The 18,294-nt window shown below is 44.3% G+C and carries 15 protein-coding genes; 5 read left to right on the top strand and 10 right to left on the bottom strand.

Features of this window, described 5'->3' with window-relative positions; genetic code table 11:
• Positions 1-266: 266 nt before the first annotated feature.
• From HFE01_RS24480 to HFE01_RS24465, 4 genes are all read right to left on the bottom strand, one after another.
• Complete coding sequence (locus HFE01_RS24480; protein ID WP_107735189.1) at positions 267-995, bottom strand: HAD family hydrolase; 729 nt, start codon at positions 993-995, stop codon at positions 267-269.
• Positions 996-1,025: 30 nt separating this feature from the next.
• Positions 1,026-2,075: a 2-amino-2-deoxy-D-mannitol dehydrogenase GutB1 gene (gene gutB1, locus HFE01_RS24475; RefSeq protein ID WP_019687253.1), complete on the bottom strand. Its 1,050-nt coding sequence runs from the start codon at positions 2,073-2,075 to the stop codon at positions 1,026-1,028.
• A 34-nt stretch (positions 2,076-2,109) separates the two neighbouring features.
• Complete coding sequence (locus HFE01_RS24470; RefSeq protein WP_019687254.1) at positions 2,110-3,378, bottom strand: aspartate aminotransferase family protein; 1,269 nt, start codon at positions 3,376-3,378, stop codon at positions 2,110-2,112.
• A 222-nt stretch (positions 3,379-3,600) separates the two neighbouring features.
• Entirely contained in the window at positions 3,601-4,809 is a 1,209-nt protein-coding gene (locus HFE01_RS24465; protein ID WP_017426896.1) for an MFS transporter, read from the bottom strand.
• Between the two features lie 306 nt (positions 4,810-5,115).
• Here HFE01_RS24465 and HFE01_RS24460 point away from each other — a divergent pair, with 306 nt between their 5' ends.
• Positions 5,116-5,877: an SDR family oxidoreductase gene (locus HFE01_RS24460; RefSeq protein ID WP_016818786.1), complete on the top strand. Its 762-nt coding sequence runs from the start codon at positions 5,116-5,118 to the stop codon at positions 5,875-5,877.
• A 106-nt stretch (positions 5,878-5,983) separates the two neighbouring features.
• On the opposite strand, the gene HFE01_RS24455 is transcribed toward HFE01_RS24460, so the two are convergent.
• Positions 5,984-7,591, bottom strand: a complete 1,608-nt coding sequence (locus HFE01_RS24455; RefSeq protein WP_167438736.1) for a mannitol dehydrogenase family protein — start codon at positions 7,589-7,591, stop codon at positions 5,984-5,986.
• Positions 7,592-8,668 (bottom strand): mannonate dehydratase, encoded by a 1,077-nt coding sequence (gene uxuA / locus HFE01_RS24450; RefSeq protein WP_038978008.1) that lies wholly within the window; start codon positions 8,666-8,668, stop codon positions 7,592-7,594.
• A 159-nt stretch (positions 8,669-8,827) separates the two neighbouring features.
• Between uxuA and HFE01_RS24445 the strand changes: the two genes are divergently transcribed.
• Entirely contained in the window at positions 8,828-9,481 is a 654-nt protein-coding gene (locus tag HFE01_RS24445; RefSeq protein ID WP_103042417.1) for a GntR family transcriptional regulator, read from the top strand.
• Between the two features lie 304 nt (positions 9,482-9,785).
• On the opposite strand, the gene HFE01_RS24440 is transcribed toward HFE01_RS24445, so the two are convergent.
• Positions 9,786-10,640, bottom strand: coding sequence for an SDR family oxidoreductase (locus HFE01_RS24440; RefSeq protein ID WP_107735192.1), 855 nt, complete (start codon positions 10,638-10,640; stop codon positions 9,786-9,788).
• Positions 10,641-10,738: 98 nt separating this feature from the next.
• Positions 10,739-11,551 carry an AraC family transcriptional regulator gene (locus HFE01_RS24435; RefSeq protein ID WP_045245274.1) on the bottom strand — a complete coding sequence of 271 codons (813 nt, stop codon included), beginning with the start codon at positions 11,549-11,551 and terminating at the stop codon, positions 10,739-10,741.
• A 139-nt stretch (positions 11,552-11,690) separates the two neighbouring features.
• Between HFE01_RS24435 and HFE01_RS24430 the strand changes: the two genes are divergently transcribed.
• Positions 11,691-15,338, top strand: a complete 3,648-nt coding sequence (locus HFE01_RS24430; RefSeq protein ID WP_107735193.1) for a glycosyl hydrolase 115 family protein — start codon at positions 11,691-11,693, stop codon at positions 15,336-15,338.
• Positions 15,339-15,427: 89 nt separating this feature from the next.
• On the opposite strand, the gene HFE01_RS24425 is transcribed toward HFE01_RS24430, so the two are convergent.
• Positions 15,428-16,315, bottom strand: a complete 888-nt coding sequence (locus HFE01_RS24425) for a dihydrodipicolinate synthase family protein (RefSeq protein WP_017426903.1) — start codon at positions 16,313-16,315, stop codon at positions 15,428-15,430.
• A 211-nt stretch (positions 16,316-16,526) separates the two neighbouring features.
• Positions 16,527-17,171: a YczE/YyaS/YitT family protein gene (locus HFE01_RS24420; protein WP_107735194.1), complete on the bottom strand. Its 645-nt coding sequence runs from the start codon at positions 17,169-17,171 to the stop codon at positions 16,527-16,529.
• Positions 17,172-17,285: 114 nt separating this feature from the next.
• On the opposite strand from HFE01_RS24420, the gene HFE01_RS24415 reads away from it, so the two are divergent.
• Both HFE01_RS24415 and paiA read left to right on the top strand, forming a co-directional pair.
• Positions 17,286-17,738 carry a MarR family winged helix-turn-helix transcriptional regulator gene (locus tag HFE01_RS24415; RefSeq protein ID WP_017426905.1) on the top strand — a complete coding sequence of 151 codons (453 nt, stop codon included), beginning with the start codon at positions 17,286-17,288 and terminating at the stop codon, positions 17,736-17,738.
• Positions 17,739-17,769: 31 nt separating this feature from the next.
• Complete coding sequence (gene paiA, locus HFE01_RS24410) at positions 17,770-18,291, top strand: spermidine/spermine N(1)-acetyltransferase (RefSeq protein WP_107735195.1); 522 nt, start codon at positions 17,770-17,772, stop codon at positions 18,289-18,291.
• The last annotated feature ends 3 nt before the right edge of the window (positions 18,292-18,294 follow it).

Genomic DNA, 18,294 nt, shown 5'->3' with positions numbered 1-18,294 from the left:
CTACTTGACACATAAAATACATACTATAAAAATTCCGATTATGGCATTCCTAAGTTCAGTTTTTTCCGTAACAAAATGGGGTCAAAAAATATTTGATGTAAAGCATACCCCATAGAGTACACACAGGGTAGGTTAACATACTCAACTGTGTACTCTATGGGGCATATTTATATATGTCCTCATCCATTTTAAAGGTTATGCGGTTTAATATATTTATAGGGGAGATATGCTTTCCAGCACCTTACGGTCCTTCTCTTGGCAGGAAACTATTCTCCGAAGGGCAAGTTCTCTTTAAGCGCCCACAGGTCATCATAGCTGAAAATATTGTGATCTGCCTTGGACAAATCCTGCTGGCCCGAGCCTGGGTTGTGCAAACCGATGCAGCGCATGCCCGCACTCTTGGCTGCATGAACACCGTTCCGCGAATCTTCAATAACAATGCAATGTGCGGGGGCTATGCCGAGCAGTTCGGCGGCATATAGGAAGATGTCCGGTGCCGGTTTACCCTGGGATACTTCTTCTCCGGTGATTCGAATATCAAAGTAACGGCCCAGTCCCGTTTTTTCCATAATGAGATCAATCAACGACCGTGGAGAGGAAGAGGCTACTGCAACCGGAATTCCTTTTTCCTGTAGCCAGTCCAGCCACCGTTCCAGTCCGTTGATCGCCACCAGGCCCTCGTGTGCTGTTATGGTCTGCATCACATTTTTTCGGTGATAGGCAAGCGCCTCTTCCAATGTATGAGTGAGTTGATGCCTGTCCAGCACTTGACGCCACATGGATTCGAGTGTCACTCCGACATAGGTATGGTGCTCTTCTTCCGTCATGGGTGCACCGAAATGGGCAAAGGAGCTGCGTTCAACTTCAAAATAAATCGGTTCGCTGTCTACCAACACCCCGTCCATGTCGAAGATGACCGCTTTGACCGGAACGGACGCTGATAGGTCTCCTGTGTATTCATTATTCGTCGGTGTAACATGATGGATGCTCGTCATGTCCATTCTCCCCCTTGTTAGTAGCTAAATTTAGTTGCCGGAGCCATTCGATTGCAGCACAATCTTGATCGCCTGCGACGAAGGCTGAAGTGTCCGCTCGCTGATATTGCATCCAAGCGTCTTGAAGGCTTCATGGTAGTCGTCCAGCGGATACGAGTGGGTAATGATTTTTTTGGCGGGAATGATTTGCTGCTCAATCAGGTAATGTGCCGTGGAGAACGTGCCCAGAGAATCAATGGAGCCGATGATTTTAAGGCTACGGTCAACTACCTCTTTCGGATTAAACGAGCTTATCCCATCTCTTAGCCCCACCAGCATCAAATACCCGCCGCTCGCAAGCTGGCTTAGTACCTCAGTGCCGACCACTCCTGTGGTGTCCACAATCATGTCCACCTGATTTTTTAACGGAGCCAGCTTATGAATGGCCGATTCCAGTGTGGCGTGCGCGGACCACCGTTCGGGGGCAATAGAATCCGCTATGGCGAGCCGTTCCTCCGAGATGTCAACAAGGCAACCAGTTACGCCTTTCGAAGCAAGAGCATAGCTGTACAGAATCCCGATCGGACCCGCACCTATAATAACGGTTGTGAAGTTAGGCAGCAGGTTAATCTGGTTGATTCCGGTCAGCATACAGCTCAGCGGTTCGGTCAGCGTCGCTTCTTCGTAGCTGATATGGTCCTTCAGCTTGTACAAAAAACGGTCCTCAGTCACATAATAATCGGTGAACGTACCGTCGGCGCTGACTCCGGTCTCTGTTACGGATTTGTGTGTGCAATGATTCTGTCTTCCTGTCCGGCACATTTCGCATTGCCCGCAGTAGTATGTTGGATCAATTACCACCCGGTCTCCAGGCTGTAGTGAACTGACGGCTGATCCTACAGCGATCACATCCCCCGCTGATTCGTGGCCCAAGATCGTGGACGGCACGGCATGATATTTGCCACTAATGATGCCTAGATCCGTACCGCATACGCCTGTCGCCCGAATCCGGACGAGTACATCGTTATCTTTTTTAATCTCCGGGATAGGTCTTTCCTCAAGTGCGACATCCCAAGCTGATTTGTATACCAGTGCAAGCATGAATAATTCCTCCTTTGGCCTATTGGGCAGATCGTTAGTGAAGGGTAGCAAGAACGGTGTCAAGCCGTTTAACAATTTCGACAATCTCATCTTCTGTAGCCGTGAGGGAAGGTCTCACTTTGACCACGTTGCCATAACCGTAACGGGAACCTCTGAGGATTAATTGCTGTTCCTCAAATGCACGATCGATAATTCCATTGCTTTTCACTGCATCCGGGCCATCGTCCTCGTCTACAATTTCCAGTCCCCACATCAGTCCGACGCCACGAGCCTCACCAATGCAATCATGCTTGTCAGCTATCTCGGTCAGCAGGGATCCGAGCAGGTTTCCTTTGGACCGGACGGCTTCCAGAAAACCGGGCTCGCTTACAACCTCCAGCGTGGATTTGGCTGCCGTGACCGAGATCAGATTGCTGCCCGAGGTAAAGGAATGCTCGTGCTTCTCCAGGACATCGAGACGAGACTGCATCAAGACCGCCGCAACCGGGACACCAATGCCGCCCAGACCCTTGGCAAGAGTAATAATATCCGGTTGGATGTCAAACAGCTCACTTGCGAACATGTAGCCTGTCCGCCCAATCCCAGTCTGCACTTCGTCAGCAATCAGAATCATCCCATGCTCGTCGCATAACTGACGGAGGCGCTTGAAATATCCTGCAGGCGGGATGATGTTACCTCCGTTGCCCAGAATGGGTTCAATAATCATGCAGGCCACAGAGCCTGAGCTTGCATATTCAATGGCGTCCGATATGGCTTCAATACAGTGATGACCACACTTGTCTGGTGAAGAATTAAAGGGACAACGATAGCAGTAGGGGGCAGGCACATGCAGAGAATATGCCGCAGTTGAATTGGGAAAATTCTTGCGGCGAAAGGCATTACCGGAAATGCCTGTTGCGAACTGGGTCTGTCCATGATGTGACAGATGCAGGCTGATGATATCAGTTGCTCCGGTATATTTCTGGGCCAGTTTCACAGCACATTCATTCGCCGTGGAGCCGGTAATATCTCTCATCCACCCGGCATCGATGCCGTTCGGGGCATATTGGATTAGATGGTCTAGGACTTCTTCAACGTAAGGCTCGGTAAAGGATGAAGACATGTGGGCAAGATTGGCGACTTGCTCCTGTACTTTGGAGACGACATGAGGGTGATTATAACCGAGCGACAGATTGAAGGTGCCAGATACGCCATCCAAATACTCCTTACCTGAATCGTCAATCAAAGTAATGCCTTTTCCGTATCTGAAACGTTCTTTGGTCAAGGTATGCACGATATTTCCCCTCCATATCAGAATATACATTTCATTAAGTCATCCTTAAAAAGAGTAACGCCCAATCAGCATAACGAGGCTGAACTCACCTCCCCAAAATAAGAAAATCACCTTCCTTGTCCTAATGGACAAAGAAGCCACAATTTGACTGTTCCTGCGATTTCACAGATATGAGAGATAACCGCAGCAACAGAATCTGCCCGAAAAGCAAAAACGCGATAGGCCTCACCTCCCCTAAGGACTAAAACAATATCATCCTTCCTTGCCCTGATGGACAAGGGAGTCAATTACTCGGCTGCCCCGATTATTCCACAGATGTGTGAGAATAAGTGCCAGCAGCAAAATCAAAGTAAATCCTCCTAAGATCCAGAGGCTAGCTGTCACTGGCCATTCGCTCATGCTCCAGCCTATTACGTATTGAAGCACTGAGCCGCCAATTCCGCCTGACGCAATCAGAATACTGGTCGTCCGCTCCGTCATTCCCGGAATCAGTACGTTGGCGTAGACAAGTGCGATACAGAAGAGTCCAGACATGAATATCCCTGCACCAAAAATTAGAAGGTATGTAGCCCATTGGCTGGATATAAACACCATAGCGACTAAGAAACAGAAAGTTCCAATTGCACTCCATAGCAGATAAGGAATATATCCTGCTGATTCTGCAATCCTTCCTGAGAACATACGACCAATGATCATTGCAATCCAAAGCACGCTGACACCTAGCGAGGCAACAGATCCCTGAAGTTGTAGCGTTTCGGTCAGAATAGAAGGTAGGAAGTTCATGAGTCCAAGTTCAAGACCCATATAAACAAAGAAGAAAATAATGAAGATTCCTAGCAATACACGGTGCTGTCCTGAGTAACGGGCTTGTTCAACTGAACGCTCAGTAGTGCGGATGTCTGCTTGAGTGAGGTGAGTGGAGGCGGAAACAGGCATGGTAAGCCAAAATAGCAATAGGATAAAAGTGAGAAAGGAGATGGTGTAAAAGGTTAGATTCCAAATTCCAAACCAGATATACAGGCTAACGATCGCAGGCATAAGCAGTGCACCAAGTGCAAAATAGACATCCAGCTTGGACATCGCTACGGCTTTTTGCTCCTCCGTAAACTCAATGGTGAACGCTCCGATGGATGATTCAATAATGCCTGAGCCGAAGCCAATCCATATGGCCATTACAATGACCCAATTCCAAGAGGGAAGTAGGCCCAAGATAGTACATGAGACGACAATACTCCCCAAGGCAATAGCAAGCATGGACTTGCGGCCCATATGTAGAGCCATGAAGGGAGTGAGCAGAACACCGACAAGAAAGCCGAAAAACTGCAAGAACAGCAGTAATCCACCATCGCTGTACCCCCGTCCATAGTGAGGCAGAAAAGTCGGCAGTAATGCCCCAAGCACCACGCTGGTGACGCCGATTAATAGATAGAAAGCACAACTTAAAGCGAAAAGTCTCTTCAAGGCCTGTCCCTCCATAAGGTCATATTTTTTTATATGAGCATTGTTTTTACTAGAATATACCATTACTCTGGAAAAGTATATATATAATTCCACAGAAATTGTAAAAATAAATCGATAAACTCTTAATAATATGCATCCTGCTCCTTATCAACGTGATACACACAGTTTTATCTTACAAGGGGACTATCAGGGTTATGGTATGAAAGATAGATTATTCGCCTGTACTTTCGTACAATTGACTTTGATTTAGAAGTTGATCCATACTTCAAATGAACGGTTGATTAAAAAACATTGGAGGGATCTTTCATGCGTTTGGGAGGAAAAGTTGCGGTCGTTACAGGCTCAGCATCAGGAATGGGGAAAGCGATTGCAGAATTATTTGCAAAAGAAGGGGCAAGTGTTGTTCTTTCAGACCTGAACATTGAAGGAGCAGAAGCGGTTGCAGCAGGAATTAAATCAGCTGGAGGAAACGCCATCGCAATAAAAACCAATGTTGCTGATTTGAATGATATACATGCTTTGATCGATACAGCTGTTAATGAATTCGGAACTCTCGACATTTTGGTTAACAATGCGGGCGTTATGGATAACATGGCGCCAGTAGGGGATGTGGACGACGAGACATGGGATTTGATATTCGATATTAATACAAAAAGCGTTATGCGTGCGATTCGCAAAGTCATCCCGATCTTCCTGGATAAAGGAAATGGAGTAATTATAAATACGGCATCTACGGGTGGCTTCAGTGGTGCGCATGCAGGCGCTGCCTATACCGCCTCAAAGCATGCGGTAGTCGGTATTACGAAAAACACGGGATTTATGTATGCTCAAAAAGGCATTCGATGCAATGCCATTGCGCCAGGTGCAACAGCTACCAACATTACTTCAACGATTCATAACTTGAATGAGTTTGGCGCATCTCGAACGAAGGTCACGCAAGGCGTAATTCCTCGTGTAGGGCAGGCTGAAGAAATCGCGAAAATAGCCCTTTTCTTGGCTTCAGACGAGTCGAGCTTTGTGAATGGGGCAGTTATTGCTGCTGATGCGGGTTGGACGGCAGGATTCTAATCAAAGTTGTGGCCCGGTTCTACTGTTGACAACAAGCTAACAAACATGAGAATTACAAATCCCCCTGACCAAAGTTTCGTGGCAGGGGGATTGTTTAATGTAAGTTCTAGTTCACATACTTCTCTATGGTGCTTCGGACTGCTCCGGAACCTGATAGCATTTCATGAAACATGGCTTCAATCTTGTCGCCCAGACCAATCTCATATAATCGGACGCCGAACAGTTTTTCATCCTCAAGGAGGTTGCGAACCCCAGAGGTCTGATCGCCCAGCTTCGTATCCTGCAAATACCCCTGCAATGTATCCAGTAACGGGTCCGGACTGAGTGTGAAGGGTGCTCCTTGATCATCCACCCCCAGCAAATAACGACACCAGATCGCAATGGTCAAGGGAATAGCAGTCAGGTCGGTGGGATCAAGCCCTGCTGTGCTAACATACGACTTTATGGTTTCGCCAAAACGGATGCTCATCTTTTGGGAAGTATCTGTTGCAATCCGCTGTGGCGTATCTGGAATATAGGGATTGGCGAAGCGTTCCTGCAATACCTCGTTAATGAACGCTTGGGGTTGGATAATTCCGGGATCAACCACAACAGGCAAGCCTTCCTTGTAGCCGATGGTTTCCACCAGATGATGCAAGGTGTAATCCTTCATTTCATCTGCAATGAGCTGATAGCCGAGCAGACACCCGGAGAGGGCCAGCGCTGTATGTAGCGGATTGAGACAGGTCGTGACTTTCATCTTCTCCACTTTGTCTACCGTATCCCGATTCGTGAAGATGATGCCAGCTTCCTCCAGTGCAGGTCTCCCGTTTGTAAACTTGTCTTCAATGACCAAATACTCGCTAACCTCAGCATTGACAAAGGGAGCCGTATACGTATGCCTGGAGGTAACGACAATCTCCATGTCGGCTAACCCCAGCTCTCGAAGAGCAGATTGTACCTGTAAGGAAGGGCGGGGGGTGATTTTATCAATCATAGTCAGCGGGAAGGTTATTTTTTCCTCATTCTGCAGATAGTCTGCAAATCCTTTCTCTACCAGGCCTCTGCGCGTCCACTCCTTGGCGATAGCAATCATACTATCCTTTAACAGATCGCCGTTATGGGAGCAATTATCCATGCTTACCAAGGTCATTGGATGCTGTCCCTTTAAATAACGCCGATAGGCAAGCGAAGTAGCTATGCTCATCACATGCACCGGCTGTTCAGGACCATTCACTAAATCCCTCTCCACAACAGCCAGATACTTACCGTCGGGCCCGGTGAGGCCGTATCCTTTTTCCGTGACAGTGAAGCTGGCCATTTGCAGAGTCGGATTTTCAAATACTTCAAGCAGACGGAGATAGTCGTCCGGACGATTCTGCTCCGTTGCAAGGCTCTCAACGATGCTTGCGACCACACTTTTGTGAAATTTACCGTCTGCACTCATTAACACCAGTAAGGTTAGATTGTCGTAAGGCTTGTAGGCTTTGTCAATCATTTCAAAATCAAAGGTTTCGGCCGCAATTATACCTGTATCCGCTTTCAAACTATTCAGCAGTTGTTGCTGTGCATTGGCTACGAACCCCCGAAAAATATTGCCTGCGCCGAAATGCACCCATTGCGGTCTAACTCGGGTGTTATGGGCTACAAGCTCCAGATCATACTTCGGTAGTTCAATGCCTGCTGCTTCCCAGGCCGCCTTATCTGAAAGGCTTTTCCGGTCAAGCTGGAGCATCTATTTCACTCCCTTGCTTTGAGCAAGACTATCCCAGACACCAAGCAAGTACATAACTCCCAGTGCACGGTCATACAAACCGTATCCTGGCCGACAATTCTTTTCTTCTCCCCATAGATGTCTACCGTGATCTGGGCGCACATATCCCTGATAGCCTTTTTCGTGATAAGCTCTAACTACTTCTGGTATATCGACGCTTCCGTCTTTCCCGCGATGTGACACTTCAATAAAGTCGCCATTCTCAAACACCTTGACATTACGAATATGCGCAAAATGAATACGATCATGGAACTCCCGAATCATAGCTGGCAAATCATTCTCAGGGTTAGTCCCCAGTGAGCCTGTGCAGAAGGTTAGACCATTATATGGACTGTTCACTGCATCCAGGATGCGCCGGATGGTCTCACGACTTCGGACAATTCTCGGCAGCCCGAAGATGGGCCATGCCGGATCATCAGGATGAATGGCCATCTTGATGTCAACCTCCTCGCAAACCGGGATGATGCGCTCAAGAAAATACTTTAGGTTGTCAAACAGCTTGTCTTCGGTGACATCTGCGTAAGCAGCAAACAGTTCATCCAGTCTCGCCAACCGCTCCGGTTCCCAGCCTGGCATCGTGAACTTCCCGGCTCCTTTGAGAATCCGATCCACCATTTGACGGGGGTTATCGGTAATGGCAGCCTTTTCATAAAAGAGGGCGTTGGACCCGTCTGGCAGTTCCTTATAAAGCTCCGTTCTGGTCCAGTCAAAAATAGGCATAAAGTTATAACAAATCACCTTGACTCCCACTTTGGCCAATTTGCGAATGGTATCAATATAAATGTCAATATATTGATCGCGGGATGGCAGGCCGATTTTGATATCATCGTGGACATTTACACTCTCTACGACTGCCGTACTAAAGCCCTTGCTTGTAATCTGATCAGCTACCTCCTGAATTCGCTCCATTTCCCATATTTCACCGGCTATCTTTTCATGTAAAGACCAAACAATGCCCATAACTCCTGGAATTTGCCGGATATGATCCAGTGTAATATTGTCATTGCCTTCCCCATACCATCTCCAGGTCATGTTCATAACGATACCCTCCCTGATTGATTTTTTTAATCTTGTATACAAGATTGACTTGATCATAAAATGCAAAGTTTATCCTTGTCAATGACAATTTTTGAGGAGTCTATCACATCAAAATGCTTTATAATAAGACTAGATTTATAAAGTGAAGGCAGGAATGTTATGTTTACAAAGGAAGAAATCAAGCAGCTTTTGAAAAATGATATTTTGTCGTTGACCTTAAAGCCTGGGACTCTGCTCAGCGAGACGACCTTGTCAGAACGCTTCCAGTTGTCCAGAACTCCGCTGCGCGATGTGTTGAAACAGCTTGCGCTGGAGTCTTATATTGATATTTATCCCAAGAAGGGGAACATTGTCTCTTATATTGATCTGGAGTCCGTAGAACAGATGAGCTACTTGAGAAGCGCAGTGGAAAAAGAGATTATGAAGGAGCTTTCTACGCAATTTGCATTAAGCGATATACAGAAGCTGAGCGAAATTTTGGACAGGCAGAGGGCTGTCATTGATGACGATCATGCTACGGATCAATTTCTCATTTTGGACGATCAGTTCCACCATACTATGTTCCAATTGGTGGGCCGAGAATTTCTTTGGCAGCTGATTCAGCAATCAAATGTTCACTATATCAGATATCGCAAGCTCCATATGCTGGAAGCAGGGAAGCTGATGGAAATCTGGCATGAACACCAAACTATGCTTGAATATATGTTGAATCAGGATACAAGCAAAATGGATGATCTGGTTCACCATCATCTCCGAAAGGATATACATTCTCTCGAATTCCTCCGGCAGTTCGCTGACTATATCAAGAAATAATGCTGGTCTGTGTTATTCATTTTTTTGCTCGTGAGTCTAGTTGTTTGCCGTCAAGCGGTGGATGGAATTGAAGGATTTTCATAGAGGTTCGATATCTTGTATACAAGACAAGTGTAATCCTGCTTGAATATACGCATAGGAGAATGTGATAAATTAAAGCATGACCAATTGAGCAATGCTTCCTTCGACTTATTATTTATGTAAACGGATTCAGTTGAAACTATAGTAGAGCGTTGTTGACACACTAAGCCCCTTGCCACTTCGTAATTGTAAATAGAAGGGCAAGGGATGGAAAGTGAAGATTCTATACCCCCGAATAGGCCATAAAACCACCATCTATAGGAATGACTGCACCGGTCACAAAACCGGAAGCGGTTTCATCTGCCAGCCAAAGCAGCGTTCCGAGGAGGTCTTCAGGCTCACCGAAACGGCGCATAGGGGTGTGGGCAATAATCTTGGCCGAACGCTCGGTAAGCGAGCCGTCCTCGTTGGTGAGCAATTGTCGGTTCTGCTCTGTCAGGAAAAATCCGGGGGCAATGGCATTCACCCGAATGCCAGATTCGGCTAGATGTACGGCCAGCCACTGGGTGAAGTTGTTGATGGCGGCTTTGGCAGCGCTGTAAGCGGGAACCTTGGTCATTGGGCTGGGAGCGCTCATGGAGGATATGTTAAGGACCACAGCGCCAGGTCGTCTGATCATGCCTTTGGAAAAAACCTGTGTTGGGATTAAAGTCCCGATAAAATTTAAATCAAGCACATTGCGGAAGCCAGGTACACTGAGATCAAAAAAGGTAGTGATTCCAGACTGGTTCAGATCTTCAGGATGAAATGTCTCCAAACTCGTATTCGCACTGGGGTGGTTGCCGCCTGCTCCATTGATCAGAATATCGCACGGACCGAGCAGACGACGGACCGTCTCCTCAGCCTGCTTCACGCTTTCAACATCGGTCACATCGCAGGCAACAGCGATGGATTCTCCACCACTCTCACAAATTTCCTTGGCTATCAATTCGCCCTTATCAGCAGTACGGTTCAAAATAGCGACCTTGGTACCCTGGCGGGCAAGTTCCTTGGCCATGGAGCTGCACAACACGCCGGAGCCGCCGGTTACCACAACTGTTTTTCCAGACAAAGCCGGATGCAGGGGAAGACTAGTCAATTTACATTCCTCTTTTCGTTGGAAGATAAGCCCGCATTACGCTTATACGCGTTCCACAAGCTGTCATGAATTTTAGCCTAAAACTATAACAGATGATCTTATCTAGCTTTCTTTCTAAATTCCCTAGGTGTCATAAATACCGTTTGTTTAAAGATCTTACAAAAATACATGGACGAGTTGAAGCCACATTCGTTACCAATCTCGAGTATCGTTAAGTTTGTATTGATCAGCAAGTTGCAAGCATGTTGAATCTTAATGTTATTTAAATATTGAATAACCGTAAGTCCCGTGGCTTCTTTAAAACGATGACACAAATAATATTTGGACATGTAAAACGACTTTGCAATATCTTCGATTTTGGTGATTTTGTTATAGTTTTGGTTGATGTACGACAGAATAGGTCCAAAGTTAGCGTACTTGGAAGACTGCTGCTCCACTGTTTGGGAATCCTTATTATTATTTAATAGAGATAACAGTTCAGCTAAAAGTATAAAAATACGGTCACTCTCACCCGAGACGTTTTCTTTCTCCAGGGACTTTAATAGTCTTTTCACTTTCGCAAATACTTCTTCTTTCAAAGAGATAATTTCTGTATCAAAGCAGCCTAATAAAGATTTTATTGCCCGTTCCGTAAAATATAATCGCAAGAAACGCTCCGTAAAATAGACACATGTTCTGGCACAACCTTGATTTTGGTAGCTTTTATGGAACAGATTTGGTTTAAACAGTGCAACATCATGCAGCTTAATGTCATAGATGGAGTCCTGGATCAAAATCTGATGATACCCTTTTTCTAGAAAATAAAGTTCATATGCATCGTGATAATGAAAATTGGTCATGTTGTGGTCTGCATCATGGACGACATACTCGATTGAAAATAGGGGGTGCGTATGACTTACATCAGCAACCATTGCTCAACCTCCATCCTATAGCAATATAATATAATAAATCGATAATTCGGCAACATATTAAAAGATTATTGCTTGGTATTCAGGTATAGTTTAGCTACCAGATTTTCTTCCGAATGGAGCACATGAGGAGGTTAGACACTTGAAATCACACCAAGGAACCCAGAATGAATTTGAACTGTTGAAAAGAAATCACGAGGTGCCTGTTTTTGTTTCCGAAACGGAAAACAGCGCGGTGCATCTTGCTTTTTGCAATCTTATGCGAGATATTGATTGGGTTTGCGGTTGTAAGCTAGTGCGAGCAAAAGAAATGGACCAAAGCAGCATCGTGATCGGCACGATCACAGACAATGAGCCGTTACTCGCTTATCTGCAAGATAAAGGGGTATCGCTGAAAAAACTGATGCTGGAGGATGGCTCGTATCGGTGGGAAGCGTTTCTTCAGGAAGTCATTGACGGTGTGTTATATATCATAGGAACCGACAGGCGCGGTACCATCTTCGGAATCTATGACCTGTGCGAGGCGATGGGTGTGTCTCCGTGGTATTACTGGGCGGACGTACCGGTGAAAACCTGCGATGTATTTTGTTTGCCTTTGGACCTCTCCAAAGCAGATTGGCCAGCGGTTCAGTACCGGGGAATTTTCCTGAATGATGAGGAAGAGCTTGATGACTGGACCAAGATTCATACTCAAGATGGCACAATCGGACCTGACGCGTATCAATCTATTTTTGAACTTTTACTTCGTCTGAAAGCCAATTTCATTTGGCCTGCCATGCATGTGAATTATTTTAATGAGAATCCCGAAAATGGAGCACTCGCGGAAAGAATGGGGATTGTAGTAGGCACGTCGCATTGCGATATGTTGCTTCGCAGCAACCAGAATGAATGGGGGCCATGGCTCGCAGCCAAGGGTTATGACGACGTCTCATACGATTATTCCATCGAAGGTCGAAATCGCGAAATTCTACAGGAATATTGGCGGGAAAGTGTCGAGAAGAATAAAAATTACGAGGTGTGTTATACAGTTGGTATGCGTGGAATCCATGATTCCGGATTTCATACGCAGTCCATTGATGAGGATAATTCCATGTCTAAGGAAGAACGGGCAAAAGCCAAGAGTTCTCTCTTAGGAAAGGTTATACAGGATCAAAAGCGAATTCTCAAGGACGTGATCGGCGAGTCAAAAGAAAATGCTTCATTACAGACATTTATCCCGTACAAAGAAGTATTAGAGCTATATGACCGAGGTCTTGATCTACCTGAAGGTGTGACCCTCATTTGGGCAAACGACAATTTTGGGCATATGCGCCGATATCCGAATGAGAAGGAGCGTCAACGCAGTGGAGGCAACGGTTTGTATTATCACAATTCTTACTGGGCAGCTCCAGGAACGGCGATGAGTTATCTTTTTATCAATTCAATTCCATTGGCCCATACAGGGAATGAATTGAAAAAATCGTATGAATCGGGAATCCGGAAATTGTGGATTCTGAATGTTGGCGGGTTGAAGCCCCTTGAACAGGATATGGAATTCTTTTTGCGATCTGGCTGGGAAGCCGGCAAAGAAGAAGGAATGACCAAGAATGCATCTCAATTCGTCGAATCTTGGATAAACGCCAATTTTTCCGGCAACCACGGATCTGAAGCTGCGGAAATATACGAAACATTTGCACAGGTCACTAACGTACGAAAGATCGAACATATGCAATCCAATGTATTTTCACAAACTGTATTAGGTGATGAAGCAGGGCGTAGATTAATGCGGTTGGAGGATGTTTTTCGTCGAGGCAATGCCATAATGTACAGCCTTCCGGTGCAGGAGCGGGTTGCATTTTTCCAGATGTTTCTCATGAAAATTCACGCATCGTATTATACCAACCATGAGTTTTATTTAGCCGACAGAAGCACGCTTTCTTATGAGCGCGGAAACATGCAGGCTGCTGACCTATATGTGGAGCTTTCGGTAAAAATGGCGGACTACAAGCGAAGAATGCTTCATTTCTATAACGCAAAAATGAGTGAAGGCAAGTGGAACGGAATCCTGACACCGGAAAGTTTTCCACCACCGCCTACCGCCTTGTATCCTGCGCGAAAGCCCGCATTGAAAATTGCTCAAGGTGGCATGAGAATCAACCTTTGGAATGAAGAACCAACGCTGCGCTTTTCCATCCATGGTCAGAAACAAAAATGGTTCGAGATTGGAAACCAGGGGAACGGAACCATTCCATTCACGATTGAGGTAATGGAAGACGCAGATTGGATCATTCTTTCCGAAAGTGAAGGATCGATCCAAACGGAGAAAAGAATTCTTGTCTCGGTCATCGATCCGTATAAGCATGCGGGAAAGACTGCGCAACTGACCGTCCGAAACCATAAAGATATGACATCTGTTCCAATAAAGGTGCAAGTTGAGAAAGGTGTAAATGTTCCTGAAACGTTTTACGGACATATAGAGGCAGACGGGTATGTGTCTATCCCAGCAGCCTCCTACGACCATAATGTTCCCGGTGTAGATTCGACCGATAAGTCCGGTTGGGTGGCCATACCGGGGATGGCAAGGTATGAGGGAGCCGCGATGATGGCCTGGAGCGGTGAACTACGACCGCTTGCAAGAGAGCTTAAGAATCATCCATATTTAGGATACGATATTTTTTTGAAAGAGGCTGGACAGTTTACCTTAGAGATTCATCGTTTTCTTACTTTAAATTCGACAGGCAACATTCGTTTCGGCATCGGAGTCGATGATACAGCCCCCATTCTGGTAGAATCAGAGACTCGTGACGAGTGGCTGGGCACCTGGCAGGAATCCGTCTTTAATAACGGTGAGAAAATGAGAGTGGAGCTGCCCTACCTGGCTTCCGGTATACATGTCTTAAAAATTTATATGGTAGATCCTTATGTCACTATCAACAAGTTCGTGATATATACGGAAGAGCAAAAAACGAGCAATTTAGGACCGATTTCCAGTGAGCATCATCATAGGCTGGTTACCGATCATGGACTGGAAAGTTCTACTGTGAATTGGAATGAAGTCGAACAATTATGTAATCAATTTTACGAAACGGGAGAGCATGAAGTACCTCTTCCCGTCGTCCTTTATGCCACAAGAGATTTTTACGCCACCATCGATGAAATCTTCTTGAAATGTTTTGATGTTCCGCAGACCACGTTAGGGGATAAACGCTATGCAAACATTTGTGATGCTGATGGTACAAAGGATGTTATAAAAGAATTTGGTGCGGGTATGTTTATCGAATCGAACGGCATCGTTGCGATCGAAGCCGAATATGCGTTGGAAAACTCTGAAAATGCATATCTCACGTCCAGTAAAGACGGTACTGCTATTCATTGGAGCCACTTACAGGCAGAAACCAATGGAAGGACAGGTTTCGCCATGCATGTTTCTGAGCCTGGAAGACAGTGGGAGAACCCGGAGATTGCTCCAGCCATGCATTACAAAATAAATATCACGAATTCAGGTCTTTACCATATTTGGATTTTGGTTCGACATCATAACGACCAATCCGATTCATGCTACTTATCGCTGGACGGCGTAGTAAGACCGTTATCCGAACAACTGGGCATGGGCACACTGCATACGTATAACACCGCTCAAGTGTACTATTGGTGTTTACTGTCGGATTTGGAATTGCCCAGTGGTGTTCACCTGTTTTCGATCTTAGCTCGAAAGTCACAACTCAGAGTCGACCGGATATATATGACACAAGGGAGCGAATTACCGCCTGTGGATGCTCTCTGGACGGATTCGATAAGAAAACAGTCCTAAGCTAAAGCAGCGTCTCCATGCTGAAAGAGCGGAATCTAGATACATGTTGAGATTCCGCTCTTTTTTTGATAAATAGTAAAAGAAACAATTCATTCCTGAAGATTCTTTAGTATAAGTTTCAAGTGTTCTCTAGCTGATTGATTCAATGGTTGTAAGGGCAAAGGAAGACTGGAACTTGAGATTAAGCCACTTATTTCTGCTGCTGCTGAAACAACACGAAGGCTACCATACTGATGAAATAACGTCCAAATAGGTTCAAGTAGTGTCGAGAGTCGTTCTGCTTCGTCAGCAAAACCGTCCTGGGCCAATCGGGTTATTTTTAGACACGCCTTTGGAAACAAACCGGCGAGAACGGAGTACCATGCTTCACAACCTGCATTCAAGCCGGTGACTGCAAATGAATCTCCACTTACTCCTATAGTTACATGGGGAGGAATCGACTCTCGTAGTTTTTTGATGCGTGTCTTGGCTGCTTCGGGATCAGTAGGTACTCCGGGAATCTTAATAGAACCAACATGAGGTAACCCAGCAATTCGGCCGTGCAATTCGTCACTGAAATGAAAATGGGAGGTACCTGGATTATCATAGACACAAAGTGGAATGGAGAGTGAACGGGTTACCTGTTCATAGAGTGAAAATACTTCTTCATTCGTTAGTGCTTGATAGGAGATAGGGGCTAGCAGCACTGCACTTGCTCCTGCTCTTTGTGCATCTTCCGCTAATCGAAGTACTTCTAAGGTACGAATCGCACTTATACTTGTCATCACGGGAATCCCGTCTGCTGAGTGGACAGCAAGTTGAAGAACCCGGAAACGTTCTTCTCGATTAAGATATGCATAATTTCCAGTTGAACCCAATGCCCCAATTGAGTCTACACCAGCTGCAACTAATCGTTGAATCAGTGCTACAAATGCTTTTTCGTCAATGCCTGTCTCATTCACCGGGGTGAGTGGAAAAGCAGATAATCCGTGGAACATAAAGTTACACTCCTTTATGAATTGACCTTCAAAATACAAACACATTATAAAAATGAATTAGACACAATTAAAGTACCAATTAAGAGACAAATAACTGTACCAATTCTTCTAGAGAAACTTAAAACTGAAAACAAAGATTCTGTATTGAAATTAATATAATGATATTATGCCTTCAGATCAGGTCAGTTGAATAAGAAAGATAAAAAGCATTCTACATTGAATGCTTTTTATCTTTATCATGATTTGGTGATGTACCAGAGTGTGTTAATATGCGGTCTAATACTTTTCCAGTGAGGGGCATGAAATAATTGAGTATTACCCCCCCTAAACAAACAGTTAACAAAGTTCCAATGCCAATGGGTCCATTTAAAATGAATGCTATGATCAAGAAGATGAGGTAAATGAATGTTCTCGAAAAAAATAGATTTTTTCCAGTTAATTCTTGTATGATTATGGTTAATCGGTCAACTGGAATGGGTGCAAAGTTTGTCTGTAAATAGGTTGCAGTTCCTAATCCCACAACAACTAAACCAATTCCAAAACAAACAACTTTGCTGTACCATAGTTCAGGTGTTATTAAATCCTGCAATAAAAAAAGCCACATATCAATACCAATCCCCGTTGTAAATGCTGTTAACAATCCCAAAACTTCTGGTCTTTGTCTTTTTAAAAGTGAATTACAACAGATCAAGATTAAAGCCATTATGATTTCCCAACTTCCTACAGTAAGCCCCACATTTGTGGATAGTCCTACCAATAGTGCATCAAAAGGTGATGTCCCAAGGTCTGATTGTATAGTGAAAGAAATACCAAGGGATAATATAAAAATTCCTATTACAAAAAAAACATATTTCACTTTACTCGACCTCTTTATTATAATTTCAAGTTGCAAATGCAACAAAATTAGGGTAGATTAAATATATACTATGTTTATTGCATTTGCAACAAAATAGGGGCAAAGGAGTTCATTATGAAGGAAGTACTTCGTGAAATTGGAATGATAGCAAGGGCATTAGATTCTATCAGTAATATTGAATTCAAAGAATATGACCTTACAAAAGGACAGTATTTATACCTTGTACGAATATGTGAAAACCCAGGAATTATTCAAGAAAAGTTAGCTGAGATGATAAAAGTAGATCGAACAACAGCATCTCGCGCTATCCAAAAACTTGTAATTAATGGTTTTATTGAAAAGAAAGAGGATCAGCATAACAAAAAAATTAATAAACTCTTTCCAACAGAAAAAGGAAACAGTGTTTATCCTTTCATAAAAAGAGAACATGATTATTCGGATCAAGTTGCATTAGCGGGATTTTCGGAAAGTGAAGTAAACACTATTTTTACTCTTCTTCAAAGAGTAAGAAAAAATATAAGTGATGAATGGGAATTCGTGAAAAAAGGGAACAAAAGAAATTATTAATTGATTTATATGAAGGAGCGATATAGTTATAATGAATGTGAAAATGATCAAATGCAGCTGTGAAGATGTACAAATACTCCAAGAAATAAGCATTGAAACATTCAACGATACTTTTAAAGATCAAAATTCACCTGAAAATATGCAAGCCTATCTGGAAAGAGCATTTAACTTGAAACAGCTGGATAAGGAATTGGCTAATGTCTCTTCAGAAATCTTTTTCATCTATTTCAATGAAGAGCTTGCCGGATATTTGAAGATCAATATAAATGATGCCCAATCCGAAAAAATGGGTGATGAGTCACTCGAAGTGGAGAGGATTTATATTAAAAACAAATTTCAAAAACATGGGCTGGGTAAGCATCTGTTAAATAAAGCTATCGAAATTGCACTGGGACATCATAAAAAGAAGGTTTGGCTCGGTGTATGGGAAAAAAATGAAAATGCCATTGCTTTTTATGAGAAAATGGGGTTTGTTCAAACGGGTGCACACTCTTTTTATATGGGGGATGAAGAACAGATTGATTTCATAATGACCAAAACATTTATACTATAATTG

Source organism: Paenibacillus sp. EKM10P (assembly GCF_011800655.1).
Classification (GTDB): domain Bacteria; phylum Bacillota; class Bacilli; order Paenibacillales; family Paenibacillaceae; genus Paenibacillus; species Paenibacillus polymyxa.
This window is presented reverse-complemented; position numbering and strand designations above follow the sequence as displayed.